This window comes from Variovorax sp. VRV01 (assembly GCF_014852545.1).
Taxonomy (GTDB): domain Bacteria; phylum Pseudomonadota; class Gammaproteobacteria; order Burkholderiales; family Burkholderiaceae_C; genus Variovorax; species Variovorax beijingensis_A.
The window spans coordinates 88,628-112,023 of the sequence record NZ_JACVBS010000017.1 but is presented as its reverse complement, the minus strand read 5'-3'; the positions used below and the strand labels follow the sequence as shown (position 1 = coordinate 112,023).

Here is a 23,396-nt window from a genome sequence, read left to right as displayed (position 1 = left end):
TGAACGCGGCGGAGCCATGGCGCCGCCCCGGTGCCGGGGGCCGCGCTAGGCTGCGCCGAACAGCGCGCCGGCCGGCGCACAGGGCAAGGCGTCCTGCGCTGCATCGGTGAAGCCCTCGCACCACCTCACCAGTGCGGCGGCCTGCGCCTCCTCCATGGCGGGCGCGAAGCTGCGCATGCGCTGCTGCAGGCCGGCCCAGTTGTACGGGTCTTCGGGGTCGCCGCGGCGCAGATCGCGGTAGGCGCTGATCTGCCTTCCATCGCGCAGCATGAGGGTCACGCGGCTGGGGCGGCGCTGCGGGAAGGCTTGCTGGAACGCCTCGTTCGGCCGCACCTGCATGCGCGCGGCCAGGGCGCGCAGGCCCGGGTTGTCGAGATCGGGGGCCTCCGTATCCGCGATGCCGAGCACGCCTCCTTTCTCCAGCAGCACCGCCAGCAGGTAGCGCAGGCAGAAGCTCGCCTCGGCCGGCCTGGCGGGCCACTGCACGCCTGCGATCTTGAGCGCATGCGGAAAGATCTCGATCTCCATCGCCTGCACGTCGGCGGCGCCGATGCGGTGTTCCTCGATCAACGCGCGCATCGCGTCGAGCGGCGTGAACAGCATCGCGCACGCCGGCCAGGCCTTGATGGTGGCGGTGTGCAGCCGCTCGGGCGCATCGAGTCCTTCAGCGACGGCTGCCAACGGCCCCTCGCCCGCCAGTGCGGCGTACATGCCGCGCCGGCCGGTGAAGAAGGCGCGCGCGCCCGGCAGGCCGGCCCGCGCGGCAAACGCCGCCGTCATGCCGTTGCGCACCGCGAACGCGGGATGCAGCGACTTGGATTCGTGCGCATCGTCGTCCACCAGCTGCCAGAGGCCGGCCGCCTGCGTCGCGGCGATGCCCAGCGCATGGTGCAGCCGCGGCGCATCGAGCCCCATCGCCATGCCGGCCGCAGCGGCCGCGCCTACCGCGCCCGCCGTGGCGGTGGCATGGAACAGGCCCGCATGGCGCGCGCCCAGCGCCTCGCCCAGGCGCAGCGCGACCTCGTAGCCGGCCACGATGGCGCGCGCGGCGCGCTCGTGCGTGAGCCCGAGCGAGGACGCCAGCGCGAGCACCGGCGTGATCGCGACCACGCCCGGATGCAGCATGGCCGCGCGGTGCGCATCGTCGATCTCGCGAAGGTGCGCGATGCCGGCATTGGCGAAGCCGGCCGCCAGCGGCGTGGCGCCCTGGCCGCCGAACAGCGCCGCCTCGCCCGCACCGGGCATCAGCGTCTGCGCCAGGCCGCGCAGCGTGGCGGCGGCGGGCATGTCCTGCGCCGACCAGCCGGCCGTGAACCAGTCCAGCAGCGCCTGCGCGAGCCGCGCGCGCGTGGCGGCGGCCAGTGGCTGCGACGCCTGGCGCAACAGGTGCGCCACCAGCACGGATTCCGGCAGGACATCGGAAATGGGAGCTGCGATCACGGCAAGGCTATTTTATTGAATGAAATCCGGATCATTATATAAAATGCAACGAGTTGCGAGGAATCCGCCCCATGAGCCTGTCCATCCGTTCCTTCTTCGATGCGGCCACTTCCACCTTCTCCCATGTGGTCGACGACGGCGCCGGGGCCTGCGCGGTGATCGACCCGGTGCTGGGCTTCGACATGCATTCCGGCCGCACCGATGCGCGTCCGGCCGAGGCCGTGGCCGCGCACGTCGAGGCACGGGGCCTGCAGCTGCAGTGGCTGCTGGAGACGCATGCGCATGCGGACCACCTGTCCGGCGCGCCCTGGCTGCAGCAGCGCTTCGGCGGCACGCTGGCGATCGGCGCGGGCATCACCGCCGTGCAGCGCGAATTCCGCGGCATCTTCAATGCAGCCGACATGGCGGCGGACGGTTCGCAGTTCAACCGGCTGTTCGCCGACGGCGAGGCCTTCGCCATCGGCCGGCTGCAGGCGCAGGCGCTGCACGTGCCCGGCCACACGCCGGCCGACGTGGCCTACCGCATCGCCGACCCGGCCGGCGGCCCGGACGCAGTGTTCGTCGGCGACACGCTGTTCATGCCGGACCTGGGCACCGCCCGCTGCGACTTCCCGGGCGGCGATGCGCCCACGCTGTTCCGTTCGATCCGCCGGCTGCTCGCGCTGCCGCCGCAGACCCTGCTCTACCTCTGCCACGACTACCCGCCCGCGGGGCGGGAGGCCGCCTGCCGCACCACGGTCGCCGCACAGCGCGCGGGCAACATCCATGTGCGCGACGGCGTGCCCGAGGCCGACTTCGTCGCGCGCCGCCGGGCGCGCGACGCCACCCTGGCACTGCCGGCACTGATGCTGCCGGCGGTGCAGGTCAACATGCGCGCGGGCCGCATGCCGCCGCCCGATGCCAACGGCACCGCCTATCTGAAGATCCCGGTCGACCGGCTGTGAGCCCCGCGCGCGCTACCGGCGCCAGTCGCGCGGCGGGCGGCTGCTGAAGCCCTGCTGCAGCAGCGCCTTCTGCGCCACCTGCACGGCCTTGCGCTGGGCCGTGGCGCTCTGCCGCTGCGCCAGGCCGATCACCACCAGCGCGCCCTGGAAGGCGCCATCGCTGTCGAACACCGGCACGGCCACCGACGCGATCTGCGGGACCCGCTCCTCGCGCGTGATGGCGAAGCCGTCGCGCGCAATGGCCTCTGCATGCGGCGTGCTGCCGCCCGTGAAATAGCGCAGCACGTGCGAGGACGAGCCGCCCGCCGAAAGCTTGAGCCGCGCGCCCACCTCCACATGGTGGCGCACTTCGTTGCTGCTGTTCTCGCGGTAGAGGCAGACGCGCTCGTCGCCGTCGCGCACGTAGAAGGCCACCGTCTCGCCGGTCTGCCGCATCACCTCCTGCAGCACCGGCTGCAGCCGCGTGCCGATGTCGAAGGTGCGCCGGTAGAGCATGCCCATGTGCAGCAGCGCCGGGCCGGGCGCGTAGGCGCCGTCGTCGAAGCGGTGGACCATGCGGGCGCGCACCAGCACGCCGAGCAGCCGCAGCAGCGTGGCCTTGTCCAGGCCCGTGCAGTCGGCCAGCTCGCGCAGCTTCAGGCGCAGCCGGTCTTCGGTGAAGCATTCGAGGATCGACAGGCCGCGCTCGAGCACGCCGGAGGGCGGCTGCGGCGCGCTGGGCGCCACCTCGGGAGCCGGCGCCTCGACGGGCGAGGCGGCGTCCGATGCGCGCCGCGCCGTCTTGCGAACCGGAGCCGCGTCCGATGTCTTCTTCGAAGCAGGGGTAGATCTCATGGGAGCAGATTGTGTGCGATTGCCGCGTCGGGACCGACCCGGTTGACAGTGCGTCGCGCGCGCGCCTAGAATTTTGTTTATTGAACTGTATTTCAATCAATGAAATACAGCAAATCGCAAAGAGACATTCCTACCCTCGTGCCAGCTTGGCCGAGAAGCCCACCCGCCTTCTGCATGACCGCGACCCTCGACATTCCCGCCGCCCCGGCCACCGACGCGCTGGCCGAGATGCTGTCCGGCATCGTGGGTTCTGCCCACGTGCTGACGGCCGCCGCCGACAGGGCCCGCTACGAGGCCGAGTGGCGCCGCACCTTCCCTGGCAGCGCGCGCGCCGTGGTGCGCCCGGCCAGCACCGATGAGGTGTCGCGCGTGGTCGCCGCCTGTGCGGCCGCGGGCGTGCCGATCGTGCCGCAGGGCGGCAACACCGGCCTGGTCGGCGGCTCCACGCCCGACGATTCGGGGACCGAAGTGGTGCTGAGCCTCGAGCGCATGCGCGCCGTGCGCCGCGCGGATCCGCTGGACAACACGCTCACGCTCGAGGCCGGCTGCACGGTGCTCGAGGCGCAGGCCGCGGCCGAGGCGGCGGGCCGCCTGTTCCCGCTCTCGCTGGCCTCCGAGGGCAGCGCCACGGTGGGCGGCGTGGTCTCGACCAACGCCGGCGGCGAACAGGTGCTGCGCTACGGCAACACGCGCGAGCTGGTGCTGGGCCTGGAAGTGGTGCTGGCCGACGGCCGCGTGCTCGACCTGCTGGGCGCGCTGCGCAAGGACAACACCGGCTACGACCTGAAGCAGCTCTTCATCGGCGGCGAAGGCACGCTGGGCATCGTGACCGCCGCCACCTTCAAGCTCTTTGCACGGCCGCGCCAGGTGGTCACGGCCTGGGCCGCGGTGCGCGACCCGCAGGCCGCGGTGGAACTGCTGTCGCGCCTGACCGATGCGGTGGGCGAGCGCGTGACCGCCTTCGAGCTGATCGGCGAGGAGCCGCTGGGCCTGGTGCTGCGGCACGGCACGCCCGGCATGCGCGCGCCGCTGGACAGCGTGGCGCCCTGGTCGGTGCTGCTCGACGTGTCCGAGGTCTCCGCACACCTGGACCTGCGGCCCGTGGTGGAAGACGTGCTGGGCACGGCAATGGAAGACGGCCTGGTGCCCGATGCCGCGCTCGCCGCCTCCGACAGCCAGGCCCATGCCTTCTGGGCGCTGCGCGAGCACATCCCCGAGGCCCAGCGGCTGGAAGGCCCGTCGATCAAGCACGACATCGCCGTCGCCATCTCGCGCATTCCCCAATTCATCGAGCAGGCCGGCGCAGCGCTGCAGCAGCTGATGCCCGGCATCCGCATCGTCTGCTTCGGCCACGTGGGCGACGGCAACCTGCACTACAACCAGGGCAAGCCCGCCGGCATGGCCGATGCCGAATTCCGCTCGCGCGAGGAGGCGGTGCACGACGTCGTGCATGCCACCGCCGCGCGGCTGGGCGGCTCCATCTCCGCGGAGCACGGCATCGGGCGGCAGAAGCAGGCGGCCTTCATGCACTACAAGAACCCGGTCGCGCTGGCCACCATGGCGCGGATCAAGCGCGCGCTGGATCCGGCCAACACCTTCAATCCAGGCCGCATGCTGCCGCGCGCGCTGCTGGACCCCCTCACCTTCCGCTGAACCACCAGGACCTCCATGCCCGTTTCCGTCTTCGACATGCAATCGCTCCAGCACCTCTGGGGCACCGATGAACTGCGCGCCATCTTCGGCGAGGAGAACCGCATCCAGAAGTGGCTCGACTTCGAAGCCGCGCTGGCCTCCGCGCAGGCCGAGCTGGGCCTCATCCCGGCCGCTGCCGCGAAGGAGATCGCGAGCAAGGCCAAGGTCGAGCACATCGACATCGCCGCGATGTCGGCCGAGATCCGCCGCATCAAGCATTCGCTGGTGCCGGCGTTGAAGCAATTGCAGGCCGCCTGCTCGAAGGAAAACGGCGAATGGGTGCACTACGGCGCCACCACGCAGGACGTGGTCGACACCGGCGTGGCCCTGCAGCTCAAGGAATTCCATGCGGTGGCGATGCGCGACCTGCAGGCCGTGGGCCGGGAACTCGCCCGCCTGGCCGTGGCCCACCGCGACACGCCCATGGCAGGCCGCACGCATGGCGTGCAGGCGCTGCCGATCACCTTCGGCCACAAGTGCGCCGTGTGGCTCGACGAGCTCGGCCGCCATCACGAGCGGCTGGTGCAAGCGGCACCGCGCGTGCTGGTCGGCATGCTGGCCGGCGCCGTGGGCAGCCAGGCCTCGCTGGGCCCGAAGGCCATCGAGCTCGAAGCGCTGATGCTCAAGAAGCTCGGCCTGGGCGTGCCCACGATCAGCTGGGCACCGGCGCGCGACCGCTTCACCGAATACACGGGCCTGCTCGCCATGCTGGGCAGCACGCTGTCGAAGATCGGCAACGAGCTCTTCAACATGCAGCGCAACGAGTTCGGCGAGGTCGAGGAAGGTTTCTCCGAAGGCAAGCTGGGCTCGTCCACCATGCCGCACAAGCGCAACCCGACCTCGGCCGAGAACCTGGCCGGCCTCTCGCGTCCGCTGCGCTACAACGCCGCGATGATGGTCGAGGGCATGGTGCAGGAGGGCGAGCGCGACGGCATCGCCTGGAAGATGGAATGGAAGGCGCTGCCCGAGTGCTGCCTGATTGCCGGCGCCATGCTGTTCCAGGCCAGGAACCTGCTCGCGGGCCTGAAGGTGAATGCCGACGCGATGGCCGCCAACCTCGACCGCATGCGCGGCTACCTGCTGTCGGAACGCGTGATGCTGGAGCTGTCGGAGCGCGTCGGCAAGCAGACCGCGCACGAATGGATCTACGAAGCCTCGATGCACGGCATCACGCAGAAGCTGAGCTTCGCCGATGCGATGCGCCAGCACGCGGGCCTGGGCCAACTGCTCGCCGACGACGAGATCCGCGACATGACGGACCCCGCGGCCTACCTGGGCCAGTGCGGCGCTTCGGTGGACCGTGTCGTGGCTGCGCAGGCGGCCTGGCTCGGCTGAATTGCGCCCGCTGCGGGAGCGCATCTTCCGCTGCACGAACAAAGACAGGAGACATGACATGCAGCACACCATCGCCTCGATCCGCCGCCTGTGCGCCCTTGCACTGGCCGGCGCCAGCCTGCTGGCCCTGGCCGCACCCGCCGCCCGGGCCGCCTACCCCGAGCAGCCCGTCAAGCTCGTGGTGGGTTTTCCGCCCGGCGGCGGCGGCGACCTGTACGGCCGGCTGATCGCCAACGCCATGGGCAGGACGCTCGGGCAGAGCGTGATCGTCGACAACCGCGCCGGCGCCGGCGGCAACATCGCCGCCGACATCGTCGCCAAGGCCAAGCCCGATGGCTACACGATCCTGCTGGCCATGAGCGGCAACCTCGCGGTCTCGCCCGCCATGAAACCGCAGAGCCTTCCCTACAAGGTGCCCGACGACTTCGCCGCGATCGGGCTGATCCTGGAAGCGCCGCACGGCCTGTTCGTGAGCCAGGGTTCGCGCTTCAGAACGGCGCGCGAACTGCTCGATGCCGCGAAGACGCAGAAGCTGAGCTTCGCCTCCACCGGCACCGGCGGCGCCGCGCACATCGGCATGGAAATGGTCAAGCAGAAGGCCGGCGTGGAGATGCTGCACGTGCCCTACAAGGGATCGGGTCCGGCCATCACCGACATGATGGGCGGCCAGGTCGACAGCTTCTTCGCCACTGCCTCGCCGCTGGTCGGCCAGGTGCGCCAGGGCCAGCTGCGGCTGCTCGCGATCACCGGCGAAAAGCGCAACCCGGCGATCCCCGAGGTGCCGACCTTCAAGGAGCTGGGCGTGGATGTGCCGGTGACGCAGTGGTACGGCCTGGTGGCGCCCGCGGGCACGCCGCAGGCGGTGGTGAAGCTGCTGTCCGAGCACCTCAGCCGCGCGCTGGCGACGCCCGAGGTGCGCGACGCCATCCGCAAGGACGCCGCCACCGAGCACGACCTGCCGATGGAACGCTTCCGCAGCTTCATCGTCGACGACATCGCCCGCTACAAGGCGGCCATCACGCCTGCGCTGATGAAGGAGATCGCCCAGTGAATCACGTGACCTTCGACACCCTCGTCTCCGCCGCGCAGCTGGCCGAGGCCCTGCGCAGCGCGCATCCGCCGCTGGTGCTGGACTGCAGCTTCGAGCTGACCAATCACGGCGCCGGCCAGCAGGCCTATGACGCGGGCCACATCCCCGGCGCGTTCTACCTGCACCTCGAACACGCGCTCTCGGCCGAGAAGACCGGCCGCAACGGCCGCCATCCGCTGCCCGCGCGCGAAGCTTTCGCCCGCACCCTGGCCGCGATCGGCGTGGGCAACGACACCCAGGTGGTGGCCTACGACAACGCCGGCGGCATGTATGCGGCGCGCCTGTGGTGGATGCTGCGCTGGGCCGGGCACCGCGCGGCGGCCGTGCTCGATGGCGGCATCGCGGCCTGGAAAGCCGCGGGCCACGCGGTGTCGACCGAGGCGCCGCCGGCACGGCCGCCCGGCGATTTCGCGCTGCGCGAATCGCTGGTCACGACGCTGTCCTACGAAGAGGTGCGCGCCAACATCGAGAGCCGCAACAAGCTCGTGCTCGACGCCCGCGCGCCCGACCGCTTCCGCGGCGAGAACGAGACGATGGACCCGGTCGGCGGCCACATTCCGGGCGCGAGGAACCGCCTGTTCAAGGACAACCTGGACGCCGACGGCCGCTTCAAGCCCGCCCGCCAGCTGCGCGCCGAATTCGATGCCATCACCGGCGGCCGGCCCGCCGCGGAGCTGGTCAACCAGTGCGGCTCGGGCGTCACGGCCTGCCACAACCTGCTGGCCATGGAAGTGGCGGGCCTGAAGGGCGCGGCGCTGTACCCCGGATCGTGGAGCGAGTGGAGCGCGCAGCCCGGCGCGCCGATCGCCACAGGACCGGCCGCCTGACAAGAAGCTCCGCGGACCCGCGCATGCCCACCTTCCATCCGCACAGCGCCCACTGGGGCGTGTTCTCCGCCGCCTGGGACGGCCGCACGCTCACGGTGAAGCCGCATCCGGGCGATCCGGACCCGAACCCGCTGATCGACAATTTTCCCGATGCACTGCGCCACCGCGCGCGCGTGACCACGCCGATGGTGCGCAAGGGCTGGCTGGCGCGCGGCCCCGGGCCCGATCCGATGCGCGGCCGGGACGCGTACGTGGCCCTGCCGTGGGAGGAAGTGCTCGACCGGCTGGCCGCGGAACTGCGGCGCGTGAAGGAACGGCACGGCGCCGGCGCGGTCTTCGGCGGCTCCTACGGCTGGTCGAGCGCGGGGCGCTTCCACCATGCGCAGAGCCAGGTGCACCGCTTCCTCAACACCACGCTCGGCGGCTACGTGCGCTCGGTCAACAGCTACAGCGCCGGCGCCTCGGGCCCGATGCTGCCGCACATCCTCGGTTCGATGGAAGAGGTGGCGCGCCGCAACGTGACGTGGGAGCAGATCGTCGAACACACCGACGTGGTGCTGGCCTTCGGCGGCATGGCGCTCAAGAATTCGCGCATCGCCTCGGGCGGCATCAGCCGCCATGTCGAGCGCGGTGCCATGCGCGAGGCGGCGGCGCGCGGCTGCCGCTTCGTCTGCATCAGCCCGCTCCGGAGCGACCTGCCCGACGAGGCGCAGTTCGAGTGGCTCGCCGCCAGGCCCAACACCGACACGGCGCTGATGCTGGCGCTGGTGCACCAGATCGTCAGCGACGGTGCGCACGACCGCGAGTTCATCGCCAGCCACTGCGACGGCTGGGCCGCGTTCGAGGACTACCTGATGGGCCGCAGCGACGGCGTGGCCAAGAGCTGTGACTGGGCCGCACCGATCTGCGACCTGCCGGCACAGCAGCTCGTCGAGCTGGCCCGCTCGCTCGTGGGCAAGCGCACGCTGGTGGTGGTGTCGCACTCGCTGCAGCGCGCCGAGCATGGCGAGCAGCCGGTCTGGATGGGCGCGGTGCTGGCCGCGGCGCTCGGCCAGCTGGGCCTGCCCGGCGGCGGCTACAACTACGCGCTGGGCACGCTCGCGCACTACGGCAAGCGCAACAACGCCGTGCCGGCGGCCGCGCTGCCCCAGGGCAGCAACGGCGTGAAGGAGTTCATTCCGGTCGCGCGCATCAGCGACATGCTGCTCAATCCGGGCCAGCCCTTCGACTACAACGGCCAGCGCCGGACCTATCCGCACATCCGCCTCGCGTACTGGGCAGGCGGCAATCCGTTCCACCACCACCAGGACCTCGCGCGCCTGGCCGAGGCCTTCCGCACCCTCGACACCTTCGTCGTGCACGAGATCGCCTGGACCGCGACCGCGCGCCATGCCGACATCGTGCTGCCCAGCACCATGACACTGGAGCGCGAGGACATCGGCGCCACGGCCACCGACCCGATGGTGGTGGCCATGCACCGCATCGCCGAGCCCTGCGGCCTGGCGCGCGACGACTACGACATCTTCTGCGACCTGGCCGAACGGCTCGGCGCGGTCGAGGCCTTCAGCGAGGGCCGCACGACACGCGAATGGCTGGCGCACCTGTACGAGCGCACCCGCAGCGGGCTCGAGGCACTGGGCCTGGACGCACCGGACTTCGAGACCTTCTGGCAGCGCGGCGAACTCATACTGCCGCAGCGGGACGACGACGGCGGCATGCTGCGCGCCTTCCGCAACGATCCCGCCGCCGCGCCGCTGCCCACGCCCAGCGGCAAGGTGCAGATCAGTTCGCCGGCGATCGCCGCCTTCGGCTATGCCGACTGCCCGGGCCATCCGGCCTGGCTTGCACCGAGGTGCGCGCCGACCGCCGAGCATCCGCTGTGGCTGGTTGCCAACCAGCCGCACACCAAGCTGCACAGCCAGCTCGACTTCGGCGCCCACAGCCAGGCCAGCAAGCGCCGCGGCCGCGAGGTCTGCACGCTGCATCCCACCGCCGCCGCGGCGCGCGGCATCCAGGAAGGCGACATCGTGCGGCTCTTCAACGAGATCGGCGCCTGCCTGGCCAGCGCGCACCTGTGCACCGACATGCGCGAGGACGTGGTGCAGCTGCCCACCGGCGCCTGGTACGACCCGGCCACGGACGACCAGGGCCGCCCGATGTGCGCGCACGGCAACCCCAACGTGCTGACGCGCGACATCGGCACCTCGTCGCTCGCGCAAGGCTGCGCGGGCCAGCTCAGCACGGTGCAGATCGAACGCTACGACGGCGCGCTGCCGCCGATCCGCGCGTTCGAGCCGCCGGTGGGCGCTGCCACCTGAGGACAGGTTTTAAGCGTCGCCTGGGTGTGCGTGCACTGCTGGACGCAGGGTCCTCCTCATCGGGCGCGATGGGCCGATCACAGCTCTCATGACCGCGCCTGGCAGAGGCTTGCACCGCAACAGTTGCCGGTGCTGCAGCCCGCCAAGATCAGCCTATTCGACACCCAGTGAGCTCTTGCGGGCAGCTGCGATCCGGGCAGCCGGTGTTCGCATCAGCGCAACCAGTGACTTTAGGCACTGTGGGAAATCCTGCCTTCCCTCTAGATTTGCGCGGGGCCGGATCTCGGCCCTTTCGCAAACAACGGGAAGATCGCATGAAGAAATCCACGGACAAGGCCTACCAGCAGCGCGCGTTTTCAAGACCGGCCATGGCCGCAGCGGCGGCAACGCTCCTGGCGCTTGCCGGCTGCCAGAACATGCCCGCGCTCGACATGCAGATGGGCAGCCAGTCCGCCAAGACCGTCGCGACGGGCAGCGCCGCGGGCTCGGCCACCTCCGGTGAGAGCAGCGCCCTCGAGCGCTGCGATTCGCCGCTGGGCACCGTCTCGCTGATCGAGAACGTCGATGCCGGCTGGTACACCATTCTCACGGGCGAATACCGCCTGCCGCCCACGGCCAACCTGCTGCGCCTGCTGGTGCAGCAGTCGAACTGCTTCGTGGTGGTCGAGCGCGGCGCGGCCGGCATGAACGCGATGACGCGCGAGCGCGCGCTCATGCAGTCGGGCGAGATGCGCGGCGGCAGCAACTTCGGCCGCGGCCAGATGGTGGCTTCCGACTACGGCCTTTCGCCGGAAATCGTATTCAGCAACAACGACGCGGGCGGGCTCGGCGGTGCCATCGGCGGGCTCGTCGGCGGCGGCCGCGGCCGCGCCATCGCGAGCCTGGGCGCCAGCCTCCAGACCAAGGAAGCCGCGGCCCTGCTGACGCTCATCGACAACCGCTCGGGCGTGCAGGTCGCGGCTTCGGAAGGCAGCGCCTCCAAGACCGACTTCGCGGGCTTCGGCGAGCTGAGCGGCCTGCGCGGCGCCGGCAACGTCGGCGGCTACACGCGCACGCCGCAGGGCAAGCTGATCGCGGCGGCCTTCATGGACGCCTTCAACCAGATGGTGCGCTCGCTGCGCAGCTACAAGGCGCAGACGGTGCGCGGCCAGGGCCTGGGCGGCGGCGGCCGGCTCGGCGTGGATGGCGGCGCGGCGCCTTCGCAGACCTCGGCGCAGCCGGCGTCATCGGGTCGCAGGAGAAAGTAGCCCGGCTCGCGGCGACGTCAGCGCGCCTTGCCGGCCTGCTCGGCGCCGCTGTCGGCCAGCAGCTCCGCGCTGCTCAGGCGCTGCGACGCGCGAATGATTTCCGGCGCGCCGGCCGTGCGGACCACGCGGCTGCTGCTCGTCAGCACCCGCTTCTTGGCCTGCTGCGCGCCTTCGGTCAGGCTGTAGTCGATGCGGTAGTCCCATGCCGCGATCGGCACCTTGCGGTTGCCGAGGCGCTCGATGCGCACTTCCGCCGCACTGCGTTCGCCGGGCCTGAGTTCGGTGGCCTGCGAGAAGCCCCGCCCGACACCGATGACCGCCCCGGCGTCGTCGTACAGCGTGACCAGCACTTCGACGATGGCCAGCGCCAGGGCGTCCTGGCGCGCGTTGGCAAGGCGGCCGAACAGCCACACCTCGTCCGCCTGCTGCACCAGGCGCACGCGCGTGAACTGCAGCGGCGGCCCCTCGGTCGTCCAGAACGGCGTCGACAGCGCGCCGGCCTGCAACTCGTAGCGCGTGACGGGCTGGTCGCCCGGCAGCTGGATCAGCACCGGCGCCGTCTCGCCGGGCATCAGCGTGCCGATCGGCACCGATTCGCTGTGCTCGCCGATGCGGCTGTCGCGGTCGTAGAAGATCGCCTTGACCTTCGGCCGCTCGATCGCGGTGCCGCTCTCGTTGCGCGCCGTCACCAGCAGCCAGGGCTGCGCCGAACTGCCGCTGCCCGCCAGCACCTGGCGTGCCTCGAGCCTGAGGCCCTCGATCGGGATCGTGCGCGGCGCCATCGAGGCGCGCTCCGGCTGGTTGCGGTCCACGACATAGGCCATGACGCCGAAGACACCGGTGACCAGCACCACGACCGCCGCGATGGCAAGGCCCATCGACCGAGCCGCGCTGCGGCCGCGTGCCGACTGTTCGACCGCCAGCCTTCGTCCGGCTTCGTCCTTGACCTGCTCGAGCACACGCTCCAGCCGGTCGGAGACGTTGTCCTCGACGATCGACACCGAGCCGCAATGCGCGCAGGCGTACTGGTTGAGCCCCGAGCGCTGGAGCACGCCGCTGCCGCATTCACCGCACTTGAGCGTTTGCAGGTTGATGGTCAAAGAGATGTCCTCGGTGGCGATGGCAACGCGGTCCCGCGCGCATCTTGGCGAGGAAGCTGCGCGCACCAGGTATGCCGCCGCGACATATCTCAAAGTGCCCGGGCCGGATAGCGAGCCGTCGCCCGAGTTGCGATAGTCCATCACGCCGGCACGAGGCCCCAGACATCTGCCGGCGCGCGGCACCGCTTCTGAGATGCCGTGCATGCTTGCCCCCATCGGAGTCGAACCCCATGAACATCCTGCGCACAACCACCTGGCGTTCGGCGCTCGCGCTGGCCGCACTCTCGTTGCTCTGCGCGGGAGCGAACGCGCAACAGCAGCAGCCATCGTCGTCGACCAGGCCGATCCGCCTCGTCGTGCCCTTCGGCCCCGGCGGCGTGGCCGACCTCACGGCACGCACCGTCGCGCAGAAGATGTCGGAGGCCATGGGCCAGAGCATCATCGTGGACAACAGGCCCGGCGCCGGCGGCGTGGTCGCTTCCGATGCGGTGGCCAAGTCGGCGCCCGACGGACTCACGGTGCTGCTGATGTCCAACGGCAATGCCGTGAGCGCGGGGCTGTTCAAGCGCCTGCCGTTCGACACCGTGAAGGACTTCGCGCCGGTGTCGACGCTCGGCTATTTCGACATGGCCGTGGTGACGGCCGCCGACGCCAGGTTCAAGTCGATGCAGGAGCTGCTGGCCTACGCAAAGGCGCATCCCGGCACCGTCAACATCGGCACGATCAACGTGGGCAGTACGCAGCATCTGGCGGCCGAGCTCCTCAAGCGCAGCACCGGCATCGACGCGCAGGTGGTTCCGTTCAACGGCTCGCCCGCGCTGATCACGGCGCTGCGGGGAGGACAGGTCGACGCCGGCGTCGAGATCCTCGCGCCGATCCTCGGGCAGGTCAGCGGCAAGTCGCTGCGCGCCATCGCGGTCATGGGCGCGAAGCGCTCGTTCGCGCTGCCGGAGACGCCCACGGTCGCGGAGAGCGGCGCGCCCGGTTTCAGGGTCTCGTCATGGAACGCCCTTGCCGTGCCCGCGAAGACGCCGCCCGCCGTCATCGCGAGGCTCAACAAGGAAGCCAATGCGGCGCTGGCCGCGCCCGAGATCAAGGAGCGGCTGCGGCAGCTCGGCGTGGAGGCGCAGGGAAGCACGCCGCAGCAACAGGCGGAGCTGCTGAGAGACGAGATTCAGCGCTGGTCGGAAGTCATTCGCCTGGCCGGCATTCCGAAGCAGTGAGCATCGCGGCCGGCGAAGCATTCATCGTCTGATCGACCACCTCGCGCACCAGCTTGAAAACGGCCTGCTGGGTCAGCGTGGCCGGCCGCTGCGAACTGGCGGCCAGCGCCAGCCGGCTGCGCAGCGGGGGATCCACGATCCGCCGGATGCCGAAAGCCTCCGGACGCGGCGCCGTGAGCACCGCGTTCGAGGACAGCACCGCCAAGCCCACGCCGTCGATGACGAGGTCGAGGATCGCGGCCACGCCGTCGATCTCCATCGCGATCGTCGGGCGGCTTCCGATGTTGGCCATTTCCCCCTCGACCAGCATGCGGATGGCGTTGGGCTGGGTCGGGATCACGAGCGGCTGCGACGCCACCTCGCGCAGCGACACCTGTGCACCGGGCTGCCCCGCCGGTCCGACCAGGTACAGGTCTTCCTCGAGGATGGCCACGCTGTCGATGTCGGCCGAGGGCGCGGGGTTGTAGAGCAGCGCGAGGTCGATGCGGCCCGCGATCACCGATTCCTGCAGGGCACTCGACAGCGCCTCGGTGATGGCCAGGCGCGCATCGGGCAGCTGCTGGCGGAAGGCGCGGGTCAGCGGCACGGCAATGCGCTTGGCGATGCTGGGCGGCAAACCCACCGCGACGCGGCCGGCCAGCGCGCCGCGCATGCGGCCGAGGTCTTCCTTGGCGCGCTCGATCTGGTGCAGGATGCCCCTGGCATGCGCCAGCAGCAGCTGGCCCGCCTCGGTGAGCGTGACGCCGCGGCCGTTGCGCGTCAGCAGGTTCTGCCGCAGCTCCACTTCGAGCTGGCGCACTTGCCGGCTGAGCGCGGGCTGGGCCACGTCGATCACGATCGACGCGCGCGTGAAGCTCCCCAGCTCGGCCACGCGAACGAAGTACTCCAGCTGCTTGAGGTCCATGGGCTGGAGTCTAGGGCCGCCGCCTTTCAGGCCCAGTACAGCCGCGTCGGGTTGTCCACCAGCAGCAGCCGCTGCAGCTGCGCGGTGCGCGCGATGCGCGGAATCATGTCGACCAGCGTGCCGTCGTCGGGCATGTGGGCCTTGAGGTTGGGATGCGGCCAGTCGGTGCCCCACAGCACGCGGTCCGGGAAGTTCTCGACCAGGCGCTGCGCGAACGGCACGATGTCATCGTAGGCCGGCGGGCCGGAGACCGACATGCGCTCGGGGCAGCTCACCTTCGACCACACGTTCGGATGCTCGCGCATCAGCCGCACGAAGCGCTCGAACTGCGGCCCGTCGGCCGGCTGGCTCACATCGGGCCGGCCCATGTGGTCGACCACCACGGTGGTCGGCAGGCGGGTGAAGAAATCCCAGAGCTCGGGCAGGTCCTGCGCCTCGAAGTACACGACCACATGCCAGCCGAGCGGCGCGATGCGCTCGGCGATGCGCATCAGCACCTCGCGCGGCGCGAAGTCCGCCAGGCGCCTGAGGAAGTTGAAGCGCACGCCGCGAATGCCGGCCTCGTGCAACCGGTGCAGTTCGGCATCGCTCACGTCCGGCGCGACAGAGGCCACGCCGCGCGCGCGTCCGTTCGAATGCGCAAGGGCATCGAGCAGCGCGCGGTTGTCATTGCCGTGGCAGGTGGCCTGCACGATCACGTTGCGTTCGAAGCCCAGCAGGTCGCGCAGGGCGAAGAGCTGATCCTTCGGAGCGTCACAGGGCGTGTACTTGCGCTCGGGCGCGTAGGGAAACAGGGCCGCCGGGCCGAAGACGTGGCAGTGCGCGTCCACCGCGCCGGGCGGCGGCGTGAAGCGCGGCTTCGACGGGTTCGGGTGGAAGCACAGCCAGTTCTCGTCCATGGTTTGCATGGCGCTCATCTTGCGCGGGTTCCCACCGGCGAGCGAGCGCCCAAGCGCGCTAGCAGCTAGCGCATTTCGGTATGGCTCTGCGCCTGCGCGGCGGCCAGGTACATGGCCGTGGTCCCCACCGAGGCATGCCCAAGGTTGTTCTGCACGACCTGGATCGGCACCGGCACTTGCCCTTCCCTGCCCCGCAGCGCGTGGGATCCATGCGAGTGTCGAAGCCAGTGAGTGCTCGCTTTCTTGAGCTGCTGCGCTTCGGCGCCGCGCAGGCCGGCCGCGGCCTGGGCGACAAAGGCCTTGATCGCCTGGTACAGGCCCGAGGCCGACCACGCGGCCGGGCGGTGCAATTCGGCATCGAAGCGCGCGAGCACATGGATGCCACGGTTGCTCACGGCGCCGACCTGCCGCTCGAAGCCGTGGCGCGCGAGTTCGTCCTCCAGTTCGGCCACCAGCGCCGGCGGCACCGGCACCCGGCGGCAGCGACCGCCCTTGCCGGCCACCGCCAGCTGCCAGCCGGTGGCCAGCGCGCCGTCGGCGCTGCGGTATTCGACCTGTTCCAGATCCTCGCACTTGGCGCTGGTGATCTCGGCCAGCCGCAGGCCGGTGGCATAGAGCCAGCGCATGCCGCGCCGCAGCCGGCGCCTGGCTTCGGTGTCGGCGTGCGCCTGAAGCAGCGCATCGACATGGTCCCACTGCGCGAAGCTCAGCGCCCGGCTGGAGTCCAGCGGCTGCTGCAGGCTCGCGGGCGGCGCCAGGGTGGCAAAGGGGTTGCCCACGAGGTAGTTCTGGTTCACCAGGAAGGCATGCAGGCTGCGCAGGATCGCGATGGCCTGGCGCAGCGCCGAGGGCGCGAGCGGCCCTTCCATCGGCCGCCACAGCGGCGACCAGCGCTGGTGATGGCGCGCGCCGCACCAGTGGGCGGGCGGATCGAGCAGGAAGTCGCGGTAGTCGATCGCATCCTCGACGGTGAGCGACGACAGCGCCTTCCCGCGCTCCAGCACGGCCCAGAGCAGCAGGCGCTCGGCCTCCTTGCGGTAGGCGCGCTGGGTGGCCGACAGGTCGGCCGTGGCCTCGCCCGCGCGCTTGGCGCTGAGCCAGGCCCCCACGGCCTCGTGGTCGTTGGCGGCCATCAGAAGGCACTGCCCGTGCGGCGCGCGGTTGGTGCCTGCGCTGCCGTCGAGCCCGGCAGGGAGCACGAACTTTTCATAAGGCACGAGCGCGGTGCCGCCCGGCACCACGGCGGCCAGCGCCAGCGGGCCGAGCTGCGCCCGGGGCGTCATCGCGTGGGCGCCGATGCGCAGTCCCAGCACCTGTTCGTTGGCGCGCAGCCAGTCGAGGATGCGCGCCGCCTTCAGTTCGCCCACGCCCGGCACATGGACCCACCAGCGCGAGCCGATGCCGTTGATGTGCTCGACCAGCGCATGGAGCGTGCGCAGGCCGGCGCGTTCCAAACGGCTCGCCACGGAGGGGTTGAGCCAGGCCGACACGCTGTCCAGCGGCCGCGGGTCCTGGGCGACCAGGTTCTCGAGCCAGCGCAGCGCTTCGAGCTGGCGCTCGACCACGCGCGCCCGCCGCGAGGGCCGGGCGCCCTGCCCTGACTTGCCTGCGGCCGGATAGGCGGCCTCGTAGGCCTCGATCTGCTCGGATTCGGAGAAATCCTCCAGGCCGTTCGCCATGGCGAACTCGGCCAGGCTCGGCAGCGCCGGGGCCGCGGAAAAGCGGTCGGCATCGAGCAGGATCAGGCGGGCCGTGCCTGGCTTGTGCTCGCGCCGCGCCGCCGCCGCGAATTCGTCGCGGATCCAGGCGATGGTGCGGCGCACGGTCCGCAGGTCGGTGTGCTCGCCTTCCAGCCGCAGGTAGCGGTCCCAGCTGGCCCGTTCGTCGAGCCCCTGGGCCAGCGCCCGCATGAACGCGAAGTGTCCGCGGTGCAGCTTGCGCGGAATCAGGGCCTTCATGAGGCCGATGTCGGGTTCCGCTCGCTGGCCGGCTGCCAGAACTTCCACCACGGGCGCGGCGCCGGCCCGGGATCCTCCGGCAACTGCTGCAGCTGGCTCACGCGCGTGCGCCGCCGCTGCTCGACCTCGAGCGCATGCGCGATGCCGAAGGCCTCGCGGTCGCCGCGGCCCGCAAGGGCCCGCCAGTTCGACGCCAGACGCGCGAGCTCGTCGTCATCGATGTGGGACAGTTGGGAGGGTGTGGGAACGGCAGGCATGTCTGTCGCACTCATGCGGCGGTCCATCTCGCCGGTATGGCGGGATGGACCATGGCCCTGGCGGATGCCGGCCGGCCGGCTGGTACGGTGGTCGTTGTCATGAATTGGGTGATGATAACTGAAGTAATCATCAATACACATTTTGTGTTGCAACCAAGCATCTTCGCGAGCACCTTCGCCTAAGTTCTTGATTTGATTGGATTTTATCCGGGTTGCTTTGCGTCTGCCTGTCGCCACCGGAACCCGTGGAAACCTCGCAACAGTCGCCGATCGAGATCCGCCGCCCGAGCGGAGCTGTCCCGTCAGACCTGTGGCTTGGCGTCCGTACCGGCTCCCGGGGTGCGGGGGGTGTTTGCTTTAGTACTACCTTGGCCATGGGGCCGCGAATCACGTTCGAGGTCTTCGTGCATCCCGTGCTGCGCCTGACCCTAGGGCCTTGCTCGCCGCCTGTGCCAATGTCCCGCCGCGGTGGACCCGTACGAGGACGAGAGCGGCCACGGCCGCAAGGGGCGGCACGGCGGCGAAGGGGGACAGGGAAAAGCGCAAGGGCAAGGACCACGCCTCGCGCGCCCCCCGTGGATGAAGCGCCGGGTCCCTGCAGGCCCGCCGCGCGGCGGGGATGTCCAGCCCTCTGCGATCGTGACCCAGCCTCCGGCGATGGAGGTTCGTCGCCAGGTGCCGACAGCCCGAGCGGGCCGGGCCGGCTTTTGATTCCCTGCCCTGCCCCCGGTGACGCGCCATGACGCCGGCCCGGGTGCCGTTGCGGCCGCCGGATGCCTGGGAGGGTCGGCGCAGGCAAATCCCAACGGTTCTCACAATGCCCCTGCCGCCCTCCCCCGGCAGACGGATTTACAGGGTCCGGGCCTTGCGCAAGGCTTCGGCGATGCCGGCTTCGAGCGCGTCCTGGCTGGCCTCGGTTGCAGCGTCGGGAACGATCGTGATCGTGATCTCTCCGCTCTTGGCGCGCACCAGCGTGCCGATCTTCTGCCCCGCGGACAGGACGTCGAGCTTTTCCGAACGTTCGAAACCGGGCTTGGCATCGAGCAGCCTCGCAACGACCATGGCCGGCGCGAGGCTGTGGCCCCGCAGCCTTTCCACGCGCTTCAGGACGCCGCGGCGGTCCTTTTCCATGGCGGCATTGATCTGCTCGGCATGGCGGAAGCTGATCTCCAGCGGACTGCGGAAGCACTCCACCACGGCCGTCGGCAGCTGCGCCACCATGAGCGCCTTGCGCACCCAGGTATGGCTCACGCCGAGCGCTTCGGCCAATTGGCGCTGCGTCGGGAACAGCTGCTCCTCCAGCGCGCGCTGGTACATCAGGCCCTGCTCGTAGTTGGACAGGTCCGCGCGTTCGCGATTCTCCCGGTCCATGGCGGCAAAGAGCGCGGCGTCGCCCAGCTCGTCGACCCAGATGGACGCCAGCACCGGAATGCCGAGTTCCAGCGCGGCCCGATGCCGGCGGTGGCCGAAGACGATCTCGAACTGGCCGGGCTCGTCCTTGAGCGGCCGCACCAGGATCGGCTGGACGTTGCCGCCGGCATGCTCGATGTCCGCCTTCAGGCCCGCGAAGGCGCTGCTCGTGAACGAGGCATCGTGGCGGTTCGCCCAGCGGCTCGGATGGATGGTCTTGGGGTCCATCTTGCGCGTCGGCAGCGAGCCTTCGTACTGGCTGAGCTTTTCGCGCAGCGCCGCCATCTCGCCTTCGACCTGCTGGATCTGGCCGCGGAAAGCCATCATCTGGCCAGGGCCGGTGCGCGGCGCGAGCGAGCCGCCGACCGCCGGTGGAAACCTGGTTTCCACGGCGTTCGATGCGGACGGAGGCACCGCGGGAGCGGATGCCGGCGCCGGCGTGTCGACCGGATCCCTTGCCGCCTCGGGAAGCATCAGGCCGGCGGTCAACGCCTCCAGCCGCTTGCGGGTGCTAGCCATGATGGACACTCCTTGGCGCGGCCTGCGCCGCGCTCGATGCCGAGAAACGGGGCCGTCCGCCGATGCGGCCTCTGGCCTTCGGCGCGCACCGCGGCATTGCCGCGCCGCATCGGGCCTGCGGAATCCGCAGCGGTGGAAACCAGGTTTCCACGGCTTGCGTCATGCCGCATAGATCGGGCACAGACCGAGCGAGCCGCCCGGTGGAAACCTGGTTTCCACCCCAAGAGGCTCCGGAAAGCATGGCCGGCATTCTCATTGCTGCGCCCTCCCCTGTGCGGTCCATGCGCCGATCACCGACTGCTCGACGAGCTCGACGAACGAATCGTAGGCGTCCACCGCGCGCTTGTAGGTCTTGGCGGCGCCTTCGTATTTCTGCACATCGTAGACCGTGGCGAACTCGGCCGCCTTGTTGCTGGTCACGCTGGTCTTCGGGATCTCGACCGGGAGCGTGTACTCGCCATAGGTGGCCTGGATCCACTGGCGCACCGCGGGCATGGCCGGGTCGGCCGCGTCCACGCGGCTCAGCAGAACGTGCAGGAAGTCGAAGGCCTTGCCCTCGCGGTCCTTGCTCTGGCCGTCCAGGTTGCCGCCCAGGTCGGCGAGCAGCGACCAGAACTGCGCCGACGAGGCAAAGTCCAGGCCCGAGGGCGGCACCGGAACGACGATGCCGTTGGCCGCCCACAGCGCATTGATCGTGACGTACGAAAGGGAAGGGGGCGTGTCGATCACGATCACGTCGTACAGGTCGCGCACCGACTCCAGGCCTTCGTTCAGCACATCCCAGAACTTGGCGCCGGGCTGCTGCATCTGGCGCGCGGGGAGGGCGAATTCGGCCGAGAACAGGAAGGGCGCGGCGGCGACCAGATCGATGCCGTCCCAATAGGTGGAGCGGATGGCATAGCGGATGTCGTTCTCGGACCCGTCGCACAGCGGCCCGATCGTCATGTCCTCGGTGACCTCGGCTTCGGGCAGCAGGCCGTGCAACGTGGTGAGCGAGCCCTGGGGATCGGTGTCGATCGCGAGCACGCGGTGGCCCCGCAGGCTGAGTCCCTGCGCCAGCACCATGGCGGTGGTGGTCTTGGCCACGCCGCCCTTGAAATTGCCCACGGCGATCGTGATGGCCTTGCGCCCGGCCGGGCGCATCTTTTCCGCGCGGTAGGTCCGGGTCCAGCGGCGCAGCTCGTCCAGCTCGAAGGTGCGCTTGCCGCCCGAGGGTGTCAGCCGGCCGGCCGGCAGATCCTCCTTGGTGATGCGGTAGGCCACATGCGCCTTGTCGACGCCGCACAGCGCGGCCAGCTGGGCAGTGGAGTAGGTGGGCGGAATCTTGCGGGCTTCCGGTGCCAGCAGCATGCCCCGGATCTGCTCCACCATCGACCCGGCCCGGGTCGCCAGCGCCGCGATCTTCTGCATGTTGATGGTTTGGCGGGGAGGCACCTGGACGTCGCTGGAAACCAGGTTTCCAACGATCGAGGGGACGGGAACGGACATTTTGTTTGACCTTATTCGACAGAATACGGCAATTCTATGAGAATCTGTCGAATGAACAAGTTTCGCGGAGAAGTCGACTGCAGCACCGCGAAGTATTGTGAGGAAGATTGGGGACCCGGACCCCAGCCCCTCGCAAGCCAGCCGCCGCAGGACCCCAAAACCGGGGGCAGGGCGCCTCGCACGGGTCTTTTACGCCGTCGGCTGCCGCCTGGGGCCCCAAACAGGGGCGCTGCCCGTGGCCGGAACCCATATCCACTCACATTGGAACCCATCCGGCCTCACAACAGTGGCGCTTGTCTCCCAACAAGGCTCACGCCAAATCCCATCCGTTCTCACATTCAATCCCAACCGATCTCACATGAGAGGGCCTAAGTGATTGTCACGATGGAGGAAAGCGGAATCCCAATTCTTCAATTTCCCAAGTGTTTATCTGCAAACATACCAAGGCACCATCGCCGGTGTAATGTGAATTGACGAAATCACAATGCAAAGGCATGATGTGAAACCATCTGATTGCCGCAGCGGACCATGGTCGAAGAAGACAATTCACAATCCCGGTCTCCGCCGCGGCAACCGCCCACGGCGGAGGAACAGAGCGTTGCCAAGGCCAACGAAGCCATCGCCATCCGCCCCAAGCGCGGCCGGCTCACGCTGCTGTCGCGGCGCATCTACAACGCGCTGCTCTACCACTCGCAGCGCCAGGGCGTGGACGAGCCGGTCTACCGGCTGACCTTGAGCGAGCTGATCGGCGACGCCCGCTTCAACTCCAACAACACCGAGCTGCTCAAATCGCACCTGCGCGACATGCAGGCCACGACCATCGAATGGTCGACCAGCAGCAGCTCCCTGAAGCGCTGGGTGTCTTCCCAGCTGCTGGGCACGGTCACGATCGAGGAGCAGGGCAGGGGGCGGCCCTGCATGGTGACCTGGCGCTATCCGGACGAGATCAAGGAGCGTCTGGTCAAGCCGCACCAGTACACGCGCGTGCTGCTGGAAATGAGCAGCCAGATGCGCAGCTATTCCGCCGCGGTGCTGTACGAAATCGGCGCGCGCTACCTGACCTCGCCGGGGCGGCTGTCGATGCGCGAGGACGTGGTCTGGTGGGCCGCGGTGCTGACGGGTCGCAGCGACATCAAGGAGGTCGACTACCGCTTCCTCAAGCGCGACGTCATCAGCAAGGCGCTGGCCGAGATCGACGCGCTGTGCGAGGACTTCGGGCTCGAGCTGATCGAGCACAAGCGCGGCCGCAAGATCGAGGAGATCCAGTTCCGGGTCGTTCCCAAGGTCCAGCAGCGCCTGGGCGACATCAGCGCGTCCAACCGCAACGTCTTCGACCTGGCGCTGGTCGGGCGCCTGATCGCGCTGGGTTTGAAACAGGACGAGGCGCAGGATCTCTACGCCACCACCGACGAAGGGCAGATCCGCGCCACGCTCGACCATGTGGACCAGCGGCTGCGCAATGCCTCGATGCCGGAGCTCAAGTCGCCGGCCGCGTATTTCAAGGATGCGCTGAAGAAGGGCTACGCGGGCGTGACTGCGATGGAGCCGGCGCCCAGCAGCGGCCCGGCGCTGGCACCACCCGTGGCGGTGCTGTCGGAGGCCGACCGGCTGCGGCGCATCCGCGAGCTCTGGGAGAACGACCGCATGGGGCAGGCGCGCGCCGTATTCGCCGAGATGCCGCAGCCCATGCAGGCCGAGGTGCGCATGCGCTTCGAGGCCGAACGGCTCGATCAGGTGGCGGCCCCCATCGCGCGCGCCTGGCGGCGCGACGGCCCCGCCAGCCGCGTGGCCGCGACCACCTTCTTCCGCTGGCTGGCCGAGGACACCTGGCCCGAAGAGCCCTCCGATCGCGTGCTGCTGGATTTCGCGCTTCAGCGCGGCGTGGCCGGGCTCTGACGATGTTGATTATGT

18 protein-coding genes are annotated in these 23,396 nt (G+C 69.9%); 9 read left to right on the top strand and 9 right to left on the bottom strand.

Features of this window, described 5'->3' with window-relative positions:
• Positions 1 to 45: 45 nt before the first annotated feature.
• Positions 46 to 1,440, bottom strand: a complete 1,395-nt coding sequence (locus tag IB278_RS25835) for an MmgE/PrpD family protein (RefSeq protein ID WP_192326502.1) — start codon at positions 1,438 to 1,440, stop codon at positions 46 to 48.
• A 71-nt stretch (positions 1,441 to 1,511) separates the two neighbouring features.
• Here IB278_RS25835 and IB278_RS25830 point away from each other — a divergent pair, with 71 nt between their 5' ends.
• Positions 1,512 to 2,384, top strand: a complete 873-nt coding sequence (locus tag IB278_RS25830) for an MBL fold metallo-hydrolase (protein WP_025569824.1) — start codon at positions 1,512 to 1,514, stop codon at positions 2,382 to 2,384.
• 12 nt (positions 2,385 to 2,396) lie between these two features.
• Here IB278_RS25830 and IB278_RS25825 read toward each other — a convergent pair whose 3' ends face one another.
• Positions 2,397 to 3,218: an IclR family transcriptional regulator gene (locus tag IB278_RS25825; protein ID WP_225613169.1), complete on the bottom strand. Its 822-nt coding sequence runs from the start codon at positions 3,216 to 3,218 to the stop codon at positions 2,397 to 2,399.
• 174 nt (positions 3,219 to 3,392) lie between these two features.
• Between IB278_RS25825 and IB278_RS25820 the strand changes: the two genes are divergently transcribed.
• The 6 genes from IB278_RS25820 (at position 3,393) to IB278_RS25795 (ending at position 11,727) form a co-directional block, all read left to right on the top strand.
• A complete protein-coding gene (locus IB278_RS25820) occupies positions 3,393 to 4,871 on the top strand; it encodes an FAD-binding oxidoreductase (protein WP_192326500.1) in 1,479 nt (492 codons plus the stop codon).
• A gap of 15 nt (positions 4,872 to 4,886) precedes the next feature.
• A complete protein-coding gene (gene purB, locus IB278_RS25815; RefSeq protein ID WP_192326498.1) occupies positions 4,887 to 6,245 on the top strand; it encodes an adenylosuccinate lyase in 1,359 nt (452 codons plus the stop codon).
• A gap of 58 nt (positions 6,246 to 6,303) precedes the next feature.
• On the top strand, positions 6,304 to 7,296 hold the full coding sequence (locus IB278_RS25810; protein WP_192326496.1) for a tripartite tricarboxylate transporter substrate binding protein: 993 nt from the start codon (positions 6,304 to 6,306) through the stop codon (positions 7,294 to 7,296).
• Positions 7,293 to 8,162, top strand: coding sequence for a sulfurtransferase (locus tag IB278_RS25805; protein ID WP_192326493.1), 870 nt, complete (start codon positions 7,293 to 7,295; stop codon positions 8,160 to 8,162). The genes IB278_RS25810 and IB278_RS25805 overlap by 4 nt, the downstream gene beginning before the upstream one ends.
• A gap of 23 nt (positions 8,163 to 8,185) precedes the next feature.
• Entirely contained in the window at positions 8,186 to 10,480 is a 2,295-nt protein-coding gene (locus IB278_RS25800) for a molybdopterin-dependent oxidoreductase (RefSeq protein ID WP_192326491.1), read from the top strand.
• 314 nt (positions 10,481 to 10,794) lie between these two features.
• Complete coding sequence (locus IB278_RS25795; protein ID WP_192326489.1) at positions 10,795 to 11,727, top strand: CsgG/HfaB family protein; 933 nt, start codon at positions 10,795 to 10,797, stop codon at positions 11,725 to 11,727.
• Between the two features lie 17 nt (positions 11,728 to 11,744).
• Here the strand turns inward: IB278_RS25795 and IB278_RS25790 are convergent, their stop codons facing one another.
• A complete protein-coding gene (locus IB278_RS25790) occupies positions 11,745 to 12,827 on the bottom strand; it encodes a hypothetical protein (protein WP_192326487.1) in 1,083 nt (360 codons plus the stop codon).
• A gap of 230 nt (positions 12,828 to 13,057) precedes the next feature.
• Between IB278_RS25790 and IB278_RS25785 the strand changes: the two genes are divergently transcribed.
• Complete coding sequence (locus tag IB278_RS25785) at positions 13,058 to 14,050, top strand: tripartite tricarboxylate transporter substrate binding protein (protein WP_192326485.1); 993 nt, start codon at positions 13,058 to 13,060, stop codon at positions 14,048 to 14,050.
• On the opposite strand, the gene IB278_RS25780 is transcribed toward IB278_RS25785, so the two are convergent.
• The 6 genes from IB278_RS25780 to IB278_RS25755 form a co-directional block, all read right to left on the bottom strand.
• The gene (locus IB278_RS25780; protein WP_192326483.1) at positions 14,019 to 14,954 is read right to left on the bottom strand and encodes a LysR substrate-binding domain-containing protein; all 936 of its coding nucleotides are present in this window, start codon (positions 14,952 to 14,954) and stop codon (positions 14,019 to 14,021) included. The genes IB278_RS25785 and IB278_RS25780 overlap by 32 nt on opposite strands.
• A 26-nt stretch (positions 14,955 to 14,980) precedes the next feature.
• Positions 14,981 to 15,871, bottom strand: coding sequence for an amidohydrolase family protein (locus tag IB278_RS25775; RefSeq protein ID WP_318646713.1), 891 nt, complete (start codon positions 15,869 to 15,871; stop codon positions 14,981 to 14,983).
• Positions 15,872 to 15,918: 47 nt separating this feature from the next.
• Positions 15,919 to 17,811, bottom strand: a complete 1,893-nt coding sequence (locus IB278_RS25770) for a phage integrase family protein (protein ID WP_192326480.1) — start codon at positions 17,809 to 17,811, stop codon at positions 15,919 to 15,921.
• Entirely contained in the window at positions 17,808 to 18,083 is a 276-nt protein-coding gene (locus tag IB278_RS25765) for a hypothetical protein (protein ID WP_192326478.1), read from the bottom strand. Before IB278_RS25765 ends, IB278_RS25770 begins: the two co-directional genes overlap by 4 nt.
• 834 nt (positions 18,084 to 18,917) lie before the next feature.
• A complete protein-coding gene (locus tag IB278_RS25760; RefSeq protein ID WP_192326476.1) occupies positions 18,918 to 19,997 on the bottom strand; it encodes a ParB/RepB/Spo0J family partition protein in 1,080 nt (359 codons plus the stop codon).
• A gap of 252 nt (positions 19,998 to 20,249) precedes the next feature.
• A complete protein-coding gene (locus IB278_RS25755; RefSeq protein WP_145746946.1) occupies positions 20,250 to 21,485 on the bottom strand; it encodes an AAA family ATPase in 1,236 nt (411 codons plus the stop codon).
• 528 nt (positions 21,486 to 22,013) lie between these two features.
• Here IB278_RS25755 and IB278_RS25750 point away from each other — a divergent pair.
• Positions 22,014 to 23,381 carry a replication initiation protein gene (locus IB278_RS25750; RefSeq protein WP_192326474.1) on the top strand — a complete coding sequence of 456 codons (1,368 nt, stop codon included), beginning with the start codon at positions 22,014 to 22,016 and terminating at the stop codon, positions 23,379 to 23,381.
• Positions 23,382 to 23,396 lie beyond the last annotated feature (15 nt).

What these genes read in the sequence shown, in the direction of transcription:
- IB278_RS25750 (WP_192326474.1), top strand. Translation starts at nt 22,014, where the DNA reads ATGGTCGAAGAAGACAATTCACAATCCCGGTCTCCGCCGCGGCAACCG.
- IB278_RS25800 (WP_192326491.1), top strand. Translation starts at nt 8,186, where the DNA reads ATGCCCACCTTCCATCCGCACAGCGCCCACTGGGGCGTGTTCTCCGCC.
- IB278_RS25755 (WP_145746946.1), bottom strand. Translation starts at nt 21,485, where the DNA reads ATGTCCGTTCCCGTCCCCTCGATCGTTGGAAACCTGGTTTCCAGCGAC.
- IB278_RS25770 (WP_192326480.1), bottom strand. Translation starts at nt 17,811, where the DNA reads ATGAAGGCCCTGATTCCGCGCAAGCTGCACCGCGGACACTTCGCGTTC.
- IB278_RS25785 (WP_192326485.1), top strand. Translation starts at nt 13,058, where the DNA reads ATGAACATCCTGCGCACAACCACCTGGCGTTCGGCGCTCGCGCTGGCC.
- IB278_RS25775 (WP_318646713.1), bottom strand. Translation starts at nt 15,871, where the DNA reads ATGAGCGCCATGCAAACCATGGACGAGAACTGGCTGTGCTTCCACCCG.
- IB278_RS25780 (WP_192326483.1), bottom strand. Translation starts at nt 14,954, where the DNA reads ATGGACCTCAAGCAGCTGGAGTACTTCGTTCGCGTGGCCGAGCTGGGG.
- IB278_RS25820 (WP_192326500.1), top strand. Translation starts at nt 3,393, where the DNA reads ATGACCGCGACCCTCGACATTCCCGCCGCCCCGGCCACCGACGCGCTG.
- IB278_RS25810 (WP_192326496.1), top strand. Translation starts at nt 6,304, where the DNA reads ATGCAGCACACCATCGCCTCGATCCGCCGCCTGTGCGCCCTTGCACTG.
- IB278_RS25795 (WP_192326489.1), top strand. Translation starts at nt 10,795, where the DNA reads ATGAAGAAATCCACGGACAAGGCCTACCAGCAGCGCGCGTTTTCAAGA.
- IB278_RS25765 (WP_192326478.1), bottom strand. Translation starts at nt 18,083, where the DNA reads ATGAGTGCGACAGACATGCCTGCCGTTCCCACACCCTCCCAACTGTCC.
- IB278_RS25825 (WP_225613169.1), bottom strand. Translation starts at nt 3,218, where the DNA reads ATGAGATCTACCCCTGCTTCGAAGAAGACATCGGACGCGGCTCCGGTT.
- IB278_RS25760 (WP_192326476.1), bottom strand. Translation starts at nt 19,997, where the DNA reads ATGGCTAGCACCCGCAAGCGGCTGGAGGCGTTGACCGCCGGCCTGATG.
- IB278_RS25830 (WP_025569824.1), top strand. Translation starts at nt 1,512, where the DNA reads ATGAGCCTGTCCATCCGTTCCTTCTTCGATGCGGCCACTTCCACCTTC.
- purB (WP_192326498.1), top strand. Translation starts at nt 4,887, where the DNA reads ATGCCCGTTTCCGTCTTCGACATGCAATCGCTCCAGCACCTCTGGGGC.